The organism is Gardnerella sp. DNF00983 (assembly GCF_049244265.1).
In the GTDB taxonomy this organism is placed as follows: Bacteria; Actinomycetota; Actinomycetes; order Actinomycetales; family Bifidobacteriaceae; genus Bifidobacterium; species Bifidobacterium vaginale_J.
Map to the genome: position 1 here is coordinate 908,394 of NZ_CP058392.1, position 13,629 is coordinate 922,022.

General features: G+C 37.1%; 9 protein-coding genes. All 9 read right to left on the reverse strand.

All coding sequences use genetic code 11. The features are described from left to right. Positions 1-51 precede the first annotated feature (51 nt). On the reverse strand, positions 52-936 hold the full coding sequence (locus tag HXT34_RS03415; RefSeq protein WP_421784384.1) for a Nif3-like dinuclear metal center hexameric protein: 885 nt from the start codon (positions 934-936) through the stop codon (positions 52-54). A 21-nt stretch (positions 937-957) separates the two neighbouring features. Further along, the gene (gene polA, locus HXT34_RS03420; protein ID WP_421784385.1) at positions 958-4,005 is read right to left on the reverse strand and encodes a DNA polymerase I; all 3,048 of its coding nucleotides are present in this window, start codon (positions 4,003-4,005) and stop codon (positions 958-960) included. A 79-nt stretch (positions 4,006-4,084) separates the two neighbouring features. Then, positions 4,085-4,873 carry an ANTAR domain-containing response regulator gene (locus HXT34_RS03425; RefSeq protein ID WP_391496405.1) on the reverse strand — a complete coding sequence of 263 codons (789 nt, stop codon included), beginning with the start codon at positions 4,871-4,873 and terminating at the stop codon, positions 4,085-4,087. Positions 4,874-5,104: 231 nt separating this feature from the next. Next, positions 5,105-6,190 carry a 1,4-dihydroxy-2-naphthoate octaprenyltransferase gene (menA, locus tag HXT34_RS03430; protein ID WP_415687375.1) on the reverse strand — a complete coding sequence of 362 codons (1,086 nt, stop codon included), beginning with the start codon at positions 6,188-6,190 and terminating at the stop codon, positions 5,105-5,107. Between the two features lie 54 nt (positions 6,191-6,244). Next, entirely contained in the window at positions 6,245-7,018 is a 774-nt protein-coding gene (locus HXT34_RS03435) for an energy-coupling factor transporter transmembrane component T family protein (protein ID WP_415683044.1), read from the reverse strand. Positions 7,019-7,042: 24 nt separating this feature from the next. Further along, on the reverse strand, positions 7,043-8,908 hold the full coding sequence (locus HXT34_RS03440; protein WP_421785438.1) for an ABC transporter ATP-binding protein: 1,866 nt from the start codon (positions 8,906-8,908) through the stop codon (positions 7,043-7,045). A gap of 333 nt (positions 8,909-9,241) precedes the next feature. After that, the gene (locus HXT34_RS03445; RefSeq protein WP_119527625.1) at positions 9,242-9,868 is read right to left on the reverse strand and encodes a hypothetical protein; all 627 of its coding nucleotides are present in this window, start codon (positions 9,866-9,868) and stop codon (positions 9,242-9,244) included. Positions 9,869-10,430: 562 nt separating this feature from the next. Continuing rightward, positions 10,431-11,858 (reverse strand): glycoside hydrolase family 3 protein, encoded by a 1,428-nt coding sequence (locus tag HXT34_RS03450; protein WP_421784386.1) that lies wholly within the window; start codon positions 11,856-11,858, stop codon positions 10,431-10,433. A gap of 49 nt (positions 11,859-11,907) precedes the next feature. Next, entirely contained in the window at positions 11,908-13,590 is a 1,683-nt protein-coding gene (locus tag HXT34_RS03455; RefSeq protein ID WP_415687380.1) for a VWA domain-containing protein, read from the reverse strand. Positions 13,591-13,629: the final 39 nt, after the last annotated feature.

Here is a 13,629-nt window from a genome sequence, read left to right on the forward strand (position 1 = left end):
TTTCACGTCATGTTGCGTTATTTAAAAAAAGCTTTAATTTTAATGAAAGCCTCAATTAATAACGTAATTCCATGGATCGCAAGCTTCGCCTAACCAAGCAACTTCTGGACGCTCTCCATACATTTCTTCTATGCAATCAGCAATATCATTAATTGCATAAGTAAACCATAATGATTCAATAGCGCTATGAGAAGTATTAATAATCATAGGATATGCGCGTTGAATGTAATCTTCACCAGAAGAAAGACGCAATTTCGATTCATATTTAGCTCGCTCAATTGCGTCAAGCGCAGGATGATGACGCAAATCGCTTGTAACATATACGTCAACTTTTTGCTTGCGAACTTCATCTAACAAGCTTTCACCAGAACCAGGCAAAACAGCTACTGTACTAACTTTTGCGTCAAGATTTCCAGCAACTTGAATACCAACTTTCGTATGAGGAAGAACATTAAAAACATTTTGCGCAAAATCACGCAATGATATTGGCATATCCAAAACGCCAATTCTACCTAAACCAATATTTCGTCCAGCAGAATCAATCTGCTTGGAAACAACAATTGGACGCAAATTGTGAAGGCCAAAATACTCTGCTGCAGTATGAGCAACTCCGCGCCACGCGACATCCGCATTAGTGTGACCAACCCATAGCGCACAATTATTACTAATTAAGCGCTGCACAATTTCGCCACGAACAGTTTCGTTTGAAACCCCATGCACAGCTTTAAAAAATAGAGGATGATGAGTTATTAATAAGTTTGCGCCCATTGATAACGCACGATCAACTGCGCTAATCGTAGGATCGCTAACACATACGATTCGCTGAATTTGAGAATTCAAGTCTCCAACAATAAGACCAGGCTCATCCCATTCTTCAGCAAAGCTCAATGGATATAACGTTTCTATAGCTTCAATTACTTTGTTTAATCTAATCATTTCTTCTCCCTTTAAGTAGTGTTAATGCGCTGCTAATTGCCAATCTACACCAACTCCAGTAGAAACATTAAGAGGAACGTCTAAATTCACAGCATTTTCCATAGCTTTGCGCACAATATTTTCTACCTGCTCTTGCTCACCATGTGAAATTTCTAAAATCAATTCATCATGTATTTGCAATATTACGCGGCTGCGCACTTTTGCTTCACGCAATCCCAAATCAACACGAAGCATAGCAAGTTTCATAATATCCGCGGCAGTACCTTGTATTGGAGCATTAAGAGCTCCGCGCTCAGCAGCTTCACGGGATGCGCGATTATTGGAAGAAAGTTGCGGGAAATACCTACGCCGACCAAACATAGTTTCTGTATACCCAAGTTCTTTTGCCTTCGACACAAGAGATTCCAAATAGTCATGAACATTGCCAAAAGTATCAAAATACTTATTTTTTAACATTTCAGCTTCAGCCGGACTAATAGAAAGCTGTTTGGCTAACCCATAAGTACTCAATCCATATGCCAATCCATAGCTCATAGCTTTTACGTGAGAACGTTGATCAGGACTTACTTGTTCAACAGGAATCTTATAAACTAAGCTAGCAACATATTTATGAAAATCTACGCCGGAACGGAATGCTTCAATAAGAGTTTTATCATGAGATGCATGAGCCATAATACGAAGCTCAACTTGTGAATAATCACAACTCATTAAATATTCAAATTCTTCTCCTGGAATAAAAGCAGCACGAATTTCGCGACCAGCAGCATTCCTATTAGGAATATTTTGAAGATTAGGATCAGCAGAACTCAAACGACCAGTTGCTGCAATAGTCTGCTCAAAAGTTGTATGGATGCGCCTATCGTCATAATGAGCTGCATCAATTAAACTTTGCACAATCTGCTTCAATTTATTAGTTTCACGATGTTTAAGTAGCGCACCCAAGAATTGACTTGCAGGCTCTTCTGGATCAAGTTTAACGTACATAGCTTGTAAAGCTTCTGCATTAGTCGTGTACGAGCCATTCTTTGTACGACGAGTAGGCTTAAGACCAAAATGCTCAAAAAGTATTTGCTGCAACTGCTTAGGGCTTTGTAAATTAACAGAACTACCTGCAACTTTCCAAGCCATATTTTGTGCAAACTCAGCATCTGCAGAAAATTGCTTAAGCATACCACTTAAACGTTGCATATCAACTGCAGCACCGACGTCTTCCATGCCACGCAAAACTCGCGAAATAGGCATTTCCAAATCAGTCATCAAACCAGTTTGTTTTCTATCGTCAAGTGTTGAAGCAAAATGAGAAGCCAAAAGACGAATAAGAAGCGCAGTTCTTAAGAATTTTGCTTCACGTGCTTGAGTTTGCTTTTCATTAGTTTCTTCTTCACTAGCTGGCATTTCATCGTCAATAAGAAGATCAAGCTCACCTTGCTTAGCTTCGTTTTCACACAAATTATCTTCATCTGACTGAATATCTAAATAATGCTCAGCCATATTTTCTAAAGTTTCAGCTCGAAAATCAGGCTCCAATAAATATGATGCTAATCGAGTATCAAGAAGTGGAGTACCGAATGAATTATTAGAATCGAATAATTCTAACGATTTTAGCAATCCCAAATGCTTTTTATAATCATGCAATACTGTTATTGAAGAATTTTTTTGCAAGAACTTTCGCAACATCTCGAGCAAAGCTTGATCTGCCGATTGCAAATCGGACGCATACAATAATACAGCTTTATTAGCAACAAGAATTATTAAAGAATCTGCAGTCAACTCAAAATGATGTTTTGAATTCTTATTGCACTCATGAGCGTATATTACAACTTCTTGATTTTTCAGTATAGACTCGGCACATTTACGAGAATTATTTATAATTTTTTCGGAACTTAATTCTTCAAAAGTGTCTTCAGTATTTTTTGAATCTTTCTTTATTTCTGTATAGAGCAAAGAAGAAACGGAATTCTCCCAATTAATAAAGTCTTCTACATTTTTAACATGATGCAAGTCAATTCTTGCTAGCATTTCTTGAAAATTTTCTGCATCAATATTTGATTGATCGCTTTGAGCTAGCTTATCGTTATTAGCATCACCTTCATACGTAGAAGAAAACATTATACGCATATTATTTTCAATAGATTGTTGCGTACCGTTGCTAAAAGTTTTGAGAATCTTTCTCTTTTTTAATTCGCCAAATTCAAGTTGAGACAGCAAGATTCCTAATTTTGCAGCATCAACTTCACCGAAGCACAAATCATCTACAGTTACGCCTAAATCCAAATCGCAAACTAAAGCATTAACTTTACGGTTTAAACGAACTTGATCAATATTTTCTCTTAAAGCTTCTCCCTTTTTGCCACTAATCTCATTCGAATGTTCAATAATATTTTCTAGGCTTCCAAATTGATTAATCCATTTAGCAGCGTACCCGTCCCCAACACCTGGAACTCCTGGGATATTGTCTGCAGTTTCTCCTCTTAACGCTGCTAGATCAGGATATTGCTTAGGCGTAACATGATATTTTTCAAAAACAGCATCCTTATCCATTTCTTTTAAATCTTTAAAATGCTGTCCTGGATACAAAACAGTAATATTGTCATCTATAAGTTGGAATGCATCACGATCGCCAGAAAGCACCAAAGTTCTATAACCGGCATTCGCTCCCATTGTTGCAAGAGTGCCGATAACATCATCACCTTCATAACCTGGTTTCTCAATATAAGTGACACCAAGAGCTTTAAGCATCTGCTGAATAATAGGAAGCTGCGAAAGTAGCTCCTGAGGAGCAGCATCACGAGTACCTTTATATTGAGGAAGCATAGTATTTCTAAAAGTTCCACCTTTAACGTCAAAAGCAATAGCTAAGCGGTCAGGCTTCTCTTTTTTTACAACCTGCGAAAGCATAGTAATAAATCCCCAAATGGAATTCGTTGCTTGCCCAGAGCGAGTAGAAAAATTATCTGCAGATATTGCAAAAAAAGCACGGAACGCAAGAGAATGGCCATCAACAACCAACAACGTTCCTTTCTCATTCTTATTTTCCGAAGAATGTTCTTCAACGATGTTGGTATTCACTGTTGACTACTCACCCACGTTCCGTAAATTACTAATAAATAACTATGCGCTTATATAAAAATGAACAAATATAGCCCTACTAATTTTCAGATGAAGATTCTACTTTATCATCGCTATACTTTGCAATAATAGCCATTGCAAGACGCTTCTTAGGGATACGCTGATCCATAGAAGTTTTTTGAATCCAGCGGAAAGCACCCTGTTCAGAGAATCCAGCCTTATCCATAAGAAGACCCTTAGCACGATCTACAAGCTTACGTTCTTCTAAAGTATCTTCAGCTTTCTTCAACTTTTCTTCTGTTTTCTTCAACTGATCTTCAGCATCGTGTAACTTGTTTTCTGCACGTTCAACACTATCTAATAAATCGTTGATTTCACTAAAGCGACCCATAGCAACTTCCAAAGCAGGAAGAAGTTTAGATTCTTCATACGGTTTAGTAACGTACGCCATCGCTCCAGCACCAGTTGCTTGTTTTACTAAATCTGACTGTGAAAAAGCAGTGAGCATTACTACAGGAGCAATATTCTCATCACAGATTGTTGCAGCAGCAGTAATGCCATCCATAACAGGCATCTTAACATCCATGCACACAACATCTGGATGATTTTCACGAGTCAACTCAATAGCTTCTTGACCGTTAGCAGCCTGACCTACAACTTGATATCCGTTATCTTCAAGCATTGCAACTAAATCCATGCGATTAACTGATTCATCTTCTGCAACTACCACAGTACGAATATGATTGTTTTTCTTTTCTTTAGATTCTCGCTGAGCAGCTTCATCATCTGCAGCTTTGCGCAGCTCATCATCAGTAAGTACCTCAGGCATCGCTGGCTCTGTCCCTTCATTTTCATCCATACCTGGCATGTTCAAAACCTCACTTCATTGCCACACATTCACAGGGCAACATCGCCATGCATCTTTAACATGGCGCTCACGCAACGGCACACTCATAAACACTAGTGGAAATTGCGCATCATAACGCAATTGCATGTCATTAAAATACCGCACGCGCACCATGTTCGTGTCAATTAATAATATCATAAGAATTGCAAGACGCGCGAACAAGCACATACAATTAGCACTATTTTGCTTATTTTATATAATCGCAGATAATAATACAGCCAGCGCACCAAGTATTGCTTGAGCAACGCACATAGGAAAAGCATTCTTGTAATCACCTATAAGCACACATTTAGTAAACTTATAAGATTTAATTGCAATGACTAACAATAAAAGCCACTGAAAAGCAGCAAAAAATAAATGCCACGAAGAATTGCATACAATCGCACTAAAACTGAGGAAAATTTCAACACTATAAAAGCGCCATATTGACGGCACTGCTGAAGGTAACGCAATAATCAAAACAGAATATGCAATCAAAAGAACAGCAGAAACAATGCTCATAGCAGCACATAAACGTCTGCCATTGCGCTCGCCAATTTTAACCATAGCAGTTATTTTTCCATGCTCTTTATCGCTTTTAATATCTCGAAGATTGTTTACCATCATTAAGCAAGCCGAATAAGCACCAGGAATGCAAGATATTAGCACACAAGCCAAAATCCTTTGCCTGTTATTGATAAATATGCTAGTTTCTGGAATACCAATTCCGTATGTAATTGCGCATAACGAACCAATAAAAGGAACAGGGCCGAAAAATACAAACGCACTTACTTCTCCCCAACCCTTATAACCGTAAGGATGTTTACCTCCTGCATAAAACCATGCTGCAGCAAAGCACGCAATTCCAAGTAAAATAAACCAATATATTCCAGTTCGCAAAACAATAATCAAACCAAAAATAGAAGAAATAAAAGCAGAAATTATTACGGCTTTAAGCACAGATTTCGCGGAAATTCCAGCATTTGCAAGGCGCCAAGATACATCGCACAAAGGTTTTGAATTATTGCTACTTAAAGCGCGCAAACTACGATTCTCATCCAGGCCATTTAATCCATCACAATAATCATTGGCATAATTGACGGCTATTTGTATAAACGCAGCAACCATGCAGCACAAGAAAAATTGTATAAAACATTGCTCTAGATGCATAACTGGTTCTTCAAAATACGAAAATCGTATCATTCTAAATGAAACCGCAAACGCCATAACAACAGGAACTAAACCTATTGGAAGCGTGTAAATTCTTGCACCCTTAAGCCAAATTTTTACACTTTTCATCAAAAGCCTCATAAATTATTTATGATTTATTTATTTGTGATTTACATAAATATTTTACACTAAATTTGGCAAAAAGATTGAAGTGCATATTGGTAAAGCAATAATAAGTGCAGAAATAACTAAAGCCAAGAATCCGCGCCATCCGAATGGGTATTTGTAATACGAAGACTTGCGCGTACGCAAATAAAAACCGCGCTCTTCAGCTGCTAGTGCAGAACTATCTGCTTTACGCACTGAAGAAACCAAAAGAGGCACAATAAGAGGCATCATTAGTTTTAATTTTTTAAATGGATTTTTACTATCGTATTCAACTCCGCGAGCCATTTGAGCTTCTGTGATTTGAGACATTTCTTGCGCAAAAATAGGCACAAAACGAACCGCAGTAGTTATAGTAAAAGCGTAACAATATGGAATATGCAAATATTGAACTACAGCATTTGCAAGATCGTTTAATTTAGTTACTGTTAGCACTGTAACAAGAGGAAAAGCAAAACAGAACAAACGCAAAGAAGCTTTCGCTCCAATATCAATACCTCTTAACGTAAACCATAGAAAAATATAGTTTCCACTTTGAGCAATAACAGTTTGCAGCAAAAACATTACGCAAGAAATTATTAGCATAGCTTTAATAAGGCCAAATAATGTTTTAATAACATGAGTAAAAGCCATGCCAATAAAAATAATAACAGCGAGCGCAATAAGTACAGAATACTGTTTAGCAATAAATACGCTTATTACAATGCTCGCAGCAAGAATTAGCTTTGCAATAGGGTTTGTGCGGTGAAGGAATGTGTTGCCTGATTGATATGTTAATAGTCTCGTTTTCATAAATATCAGATGCCTTTTTTACTTCTAACTATTCTGCTGATTATGCTGCTTATTCTGATTAAGTTTTGCGATTTTACCAAAACGCAACGCTTCAACTAATTCTTTTCGCGTATACAATCCATCGCATTGCTTAAAACCGTTAGATACCAAACCTTGGCAAACAGCACACAATAACGGCGGATATAAAGAAGCAGCTGAGCATACGTCTGGTTTTTCAAAAACATCATGCGCTGAACCGTCAATAATAAGCTTTCCATCATTAATCGTTATAAGTCTAGTTGCATAATCAAGCACAACTTCCATATCATGACAAACCATAATCACGCAACAACCGTTAGCTCGCAACTCCTCAACCACTTGCATAATTTTCACGCATTCATTGTAATCAAGACCACAAGTTGGTTCATCGAGAACAAGTATTTTAGGACGCGTTACGACAGTTGCAGCCAATGCCACCATTTGTCTCTGCCCTCTAGAAAGCATGAATGGACTGTCAGTAGGATTTAAGTCAAGTTTCTCAATAATTTCCATTGCATGCTTTTTCGCTTGACTAGAATCTTCACCAATTAAAATACAGCTCAACTCTACTTCTTCGAGAACAGTCTCTTTGCATAATTGATGATCAGGATTCTGGAATAATGTCGCAACATATTTTGCTATTTGACTAATTCGCAATGGCTTTGTGTCGATACCGTCAATTGTTACACTACCTTCAGTAGGTCTTAGTAAACCGTTAATAATTTTTGTAATAGTAGTTTTTCCGGCACCGTTTTTGCCAATTAGTGCGATCAATTCACCAGCATAAGCATCAAATGAAATATCTTTTAGAGCCTTGACATCATTTGCATAAGCAAAACTCACGTGATCTATTGAAAGGCATGGCTTATCAATATTATTAACTGCATTGTCAGCTTTTATAGAAGCTTCTTTATTAAGTTCTAAATCAGCTTCTGCATCATGCGCGTCATCGCTATTAGAAAGTTTAGAATAATCGGAGCGCAAAGTTTTAACAATAGTATTTACAGTTTCATCAACTCCAACACTAAGAGATGCTGGATTACAAATTTGTTCATCTTGTAATTGTTTAAGCAATCGCGTAGTACGTGGATAATTAATGCCAACTTTACGAAGTAACTCTATATCTTTAAGAGCTTCGCAAACAGGAGCGTCGAGAACAAGCTCACCTTTAGAAAGCACTATAAGACGCTTGCAATATTCACTTAATAAAGCTACTTTTTGCTCAATCACTACAATAGTAATGCCAAAGTTTTTATTCAACTCACTTAAAACGTCGAAAATCATACGTGAAGAAACTGGGTCCAGCGCACAAGTAGGCTCATCTAAAACCATCACTTTAGGCCTTAAAGCCAAAATAGCAGCTATTGCAACCTTCTGCTTTTGACCTCCAGATAGCGTATCTAAATCACGATTTCGCAAATTGCTAATACCAACAGTTTCTAGTGCATTTGCTATACGCTCAGGAATTTCATCGTGAGAAACTCCGAAGTTTTCTAAACCAAAAAGCAACTCATCTTCAACGTTTGCAGCAACCATTTGCGCATCAATATCTTGAATAACAGAGCCAATTAAACAAGCAATATTAGTGAGCTCAAGAGTAGTAGTGTCATGACCAGCAATTCTGACAGTTCCGCAAAACTTTCCAGAATAATGGTGAGGAATTGCTCCAGAAAAAAGTGAAGCAAGAGTTGTTTTACCAGACCCAGAAGGTCCAATAATTCCAACGAACTCACCTTGATGAATGCTAAGGTTTACTTTATGAAGAGCATAGTTGCAACTACCTTCATTGTCTTTTTTATCTTTATTTGCAACACTTTCATCACTATGAGTATCGTAGCGAAAAGATACATTGCTTAATTCAAGCAATGGCACTTCTTTTACTGATTCATCACTTTTTTTCATAGGCTCTTTACACGGTTCGGCAGAATCAACTAAATGATTATCTGCAACATATTTTTCTTGCTGAGACATAACATTCCTAACTCTAACACACCGAGCAAACGCTAAAAAATTAATAACACAAAAACACAAGTTGACACCAATCATATTAGACTGATGCCAACTTGCTTTTATACCTTTATATTTATACTTCTATGACTTTATACATCTATACGCATTAAACACATTCGTTAATAATGACGTATAACGTGCAATTAAACATGCAATCATGAGAATTTCTTAATTAATTTATTAATTAATTTATTATTACTTGTGCAACACGAGTCGCAATGGAGTATAAAGAATTTCAACAATAATCGCATTAAATGCAGCAGTACCGAAAATAATTGGCATCATTACGATTACCATGTTTGGAGAATGAAGAATAAAGTAAGCAGCAATAGAAGCGAAAATGCAACCAGAAATTACTGTTGTAACAAAAGTTGCAATAAATGGGAAAACACTTACTTTACGAGCAGCATCCTTTGGGAAGAGATGAACATATCCAATTAAAATAGCTGTCATAATAATTGCAGCAGGAATGTCACACGCATATTCAAGGAATGGAATCGAAGTATTAAGTTGGATTAATGTTGCAGCAAGAGCTCCAATAATAGCTCCTTGATAAATCTTTGGACGAACCAATAAAATCGCCAAGCAGAATGAAGCAATAACAAACTCAGGCTGGATATTTCCAATAGAAAGAGGCTTGGCAACAGTAAAATCAAGAATGCATCCTGCTGCAAATAGAACTGCAACCAGCACTAACGAAGTAATATTTAGTGCATGATTCTTAACTTTTACATTTTTCATCATTACCGACGCAACATCAGCAGTTGCATTTGCAACGCCGTTAGTAGCTTCCATAACATTTTCGTTAGTTTCATTAGCCATGATTTCTCTCCTTGTTTAAGCTTTATATTATTTGAATACAAAGCTACCGAATATTTTGTTGTGATTTGTGATTTGTGATTTGTGATTTGGTTATTTTTTGAAATTTAAGGCTTGTATACAAAAAGACCCCCGGGCTTACCCGGAGGTCTTTTACAAGCTTTTATACGCAGCTTCTAAAACTTCAGAGTAAACTCACGCCAAAGAGAAGACTGCCACCACCACATACGTGCAGCATTAAGAGTATCGAAAGATTCAGCATTCATGTTCATGTTAAGCATGATGTCTGCCTCCTAAACTCATTAATACTAACTGTGGTTCACGCACAAACCTCAACCGAAGTATTCGATATTTGTTTGTGTTGGAAATGATGCTAACACCATAAAAGTACAAATGCAAACATTTTTTCCAAAAATATTCTCGCAATGAAATAATTATTACAAAAATATTTATAAATTTATTATTCGTAAATCCTTATTTTGCAAAGAAAATCTCGTCTTAAATAAAGAAACTCCCGAAATAATGTAAAAGAAAAAATTTACTTAAATAAATGCAACACGCTGATTCATTTAGTTATTTTAGAATCTTTTATATTTTGACTTTTTAATTGCTGAGCAATTTGCAATTTTACTGCAATAATTCGCTTTACAGACTCGTCAATTCGAGACTCAGGTATATCACCTTGACGAACTGCATTGACAACAGAATAATATGCTTGATGCAAATTTGCAGGAGAAAGTAATATATCGATACCTGCTTTAATTCCTGTAATTGCAGCAACCCCAGGAGAATAGCGCAACGATATTGCACCCATTCCTAAAGAGTCAGAAATAAGAATTCCTTTATAACCAAGCTTTTTACGAGCTAAACCAGTAACAATTTTCTCGGACATGCTAGCAGGAATATCATCACCCGTAATCTTCGGATACGACACATGACTGACCATAATAAACTTAACACCAGTGTCTACAGCATCTTTGAACGGTACTAAATCTATTTTTCTTAATGCAACTGGAGATTGGTTCGAAACAGTAGCGCCTTTATGAGAATCTTCAAAAGTTGAACCGTGACCAGGAAAATGCTTATACGTAGCAAAAACGTGATTCTCTTGCAAACCATCTGTAAACGCATCTGTCATATTTGCAACTAACGAAGCATTAGAACCAAATGAACGCTTGATCATCAACTTATTATCTGGATTAGTAATCACATCAGCAACTGGAGCAAAATCGACATTAAAACCTAAATTCGAAAGATAATTACCAATGTAAGCACCAGTTTTATAAGCTTTACGCGTTTTCTTAGTCGCTCCAATATCCTTCATATTAGGCGAAGATTTAACGCCCATTTGAGGATTTGAGCTAACTCGCGCAACAGTGCCGCCTTCTTCGTCAACAGCTACTAAAGCAGGAAGTGACACTCTAGATTCGCTTATTGATTGCAACCCAGAAATCATTTGCTGAGTTTGACTAGGGTTCTGAATATTCTCCCTGCTGTACATTATGCCGCCAACAGGTATGGAATTAAACGACTGCTGCATTTGCGAACCAGAAGATACCACAATCCCGTATGTTCCAGCTAATTCTTCAGGCTTAACTATGAACATTTGAGCAACTTTATCTTCAAGAGACATTTTTGATAGCACATTTTTAACAGCAATGCTATTAGGATCAATCCCCTGTCTTGCTTGCTTTTTACGTGCTTTCTTTAGTGCTTCAAGTTTTTTAGCTACATCCGCAGGATTAACTGTTTTTTTACTAGCATAATTTTTAGAAGAAACGTTAAAAAAATGCGAGCGCATAACAGACACTGCAGCAAACATAGATATCGCAAGTAAAGCAATAGCTATAATAGTCACTAAAATAGAAGCAAAACGCCTTCTTGGAGCAACACTTGCAATTTGATTATGATGCTGAGCATTACGATATTGCATAGTGCGACCATCCACATAATGCGGACTGCTTTGTAGTTTACGTGTCCTTTGCTTTCGCATAACGAGTTTCCTCTAATTCGCTAAAAATGAACCAAAAAGTGGCACAATGCTAATTCCTATTTATCTCACAAACATAGCCAGTTTTGCCACTAAAGGTTTTACGCAATGTAGGAGTCGTAAATAAATCATCGCGTTGATCATTCCACGACCACTCATCATTTAATCGCCAAAGCATAAGATAGAACTCAGGCTCTCCATCTTTATCGTTTCGACTTGGCTCTCCTGGCAACCAGTTTTCGTACTTTACTTTTTCACCAGTAACCCAGTGCGCAAATACGTCACCATTCTCACGTTGCGAAGTGTAACCGCCAATCCACACATACTTGACGCCTTCCTTTTTTGCCATATCGATTATCTTTTTCTCTTTACTCTTGCTGGTAAGAGTTACTAAGTAACCGCCATCTTGCATGCATGCACTGTTAGCTTCAGTCCACTTCACATCACCCTTATGTAGCACGAAGCGAGTTGCAGTCTTCTTATACTTCTTCTTCTTAATTGGCTTAAACGACAAATCATCACCTATACCACCAGATTGATGATTCTTGGAATCTGCAACCAATGCAGAAACAACTCGATCAGCATACGGATTCGAAGAAGAATCAGAATCGTATTCTAAGCAATAAACATTATCTTGATTGACTCGAATTCTATTCATTACATCTTTCATATCTGATATTGAATTCATATCCCAGAAGTAACCATTCGTTTCATTCGCAATATTTTGCAAAGTGCTTGAATCAGCTTCACTAGTACCAATCAAATATACAGGAATACCTTTTTCTTTAGCTAAAGAAATAACATCATCAGCAGTATGAGTACTCTCATTATCTTGACCATCAGTAAACGCAATTACGCAGTTAAAGCCAGGATGATTAGAAGCGTTAGTAATTCCGGTATAAAGGGCATCATACAAAGCTGTCATGCCGTAAGGAGTCATATTATCAATGCCTGTAAGCAATCGATCTTTATCGTTAGTATACGTTGCCATATACATTAAGTAACTATCGAAAGATATAAGCTCTCCAGTGTCGCCAACCTTATAATTAAGATTGCGCACAAAATCACTCATAGTGCGTTTCATAGTATCTATAGAATCTTCCATAGACCCAGATTTATCAAGCAGAATTTCGTAATTAACACCTTGCTTGTCTTTAATGCGCTCAACTTTACGAATAAGTCTTTCAGCTTCTTTGCCGCCACCAATCTTCTCACGAATTGCAGCAGTAGGAGAATCAATTTCCAAAGCTTTTCCACTACTATCAGTAAGCGAAAAGTACAGTTTTACATGAGGATATTTAGATACGTCAGAATCAACGATTTTTAACTTATAATCCGCATATTTATTGGATTTCATAATTTCTTTTCGCAAAGTTTCGTAAGGAATTTGCTTTGGTCTCATATAATCCCAAATGCAATACCCAAAAATACTTGAAAGAATAACAGCAATCATAACAATAATAGCTATAATAATATTCCTTCGCTTCGCATCATTTTCAGCAGCAACTTGCGCATACCCATATTGCGGTTGATACGGGTATTGCGTATTTACCTCAGGGCGATAATACTGATTAGGAATGTTGTTTGTATAGAATACTTGCGTTTGCGTTTCAGGATAAGGCTGCCCTGCTTGCTGAGGCTGAGTATTATTTGCTGGAGAAGTAATTTCTGCACCACACTGCGTGCAGAACCTCGTATTATCTTTTAAAGTAGCTCCGCAATTAACGCAGTACATAATTTTCTTCTTTCTCTTCCTTATTAGTAAAACATTCGC

Excerpts from the sequence above, each read along its gene's own strand:
- HXT34_RS03435 (WP_415683044.1), bottom strand. The coding sequence starts at position 7,018 with ATGAAAACGAGACTATTAACATATCAATCAGGCAACACATTCCTTCAC.
- HXT34_RS03415 (WP_421784384.1), bottom strand. The coding sequence starts at position 936 with ATGATTAGATTAAACAAAGTAATTGAAGCTATAGAAACGTTATATCCA.
- HXT34_RS03455 (WP_415687380.1), bottom strand. The coding sequence starts at position 13,590 with ATGTACTGCGTTAATTGCGGAGCTACTTTAAAAGATAATACGAGGTTC.
- HXT34_RS03445 (WP_119527625.1), bottom strand. The coding sequence starts at position 9,868 with ATGGCTAATGAAACTAACGAAAATGTTATGGAAGCTACTAACGGCGTT.
- HXT34_RS03425 (WP_391496405.1), bottom strand. The coding sequence starts at position 4,873 with ATGCCAGGTATGGATGAAAATGAAGGGACAGAGCCAGCGATGCCTGAG.
- menA (WP_415687375.1), bottom strand. The coding sequence starts at position 6,190 with ATGAAAAGTGTAAAAATTTGGCTTAAGGGTGCAAGAATTTACACGCTT.
- HXT34_RS03450 (WP_421784386.1), bottom strand. The coding sequence starts at position 11,858 with ATGCGAAAGCAAAGGACACGTAAACTACAAAGCAGTCCGCATTATGTG.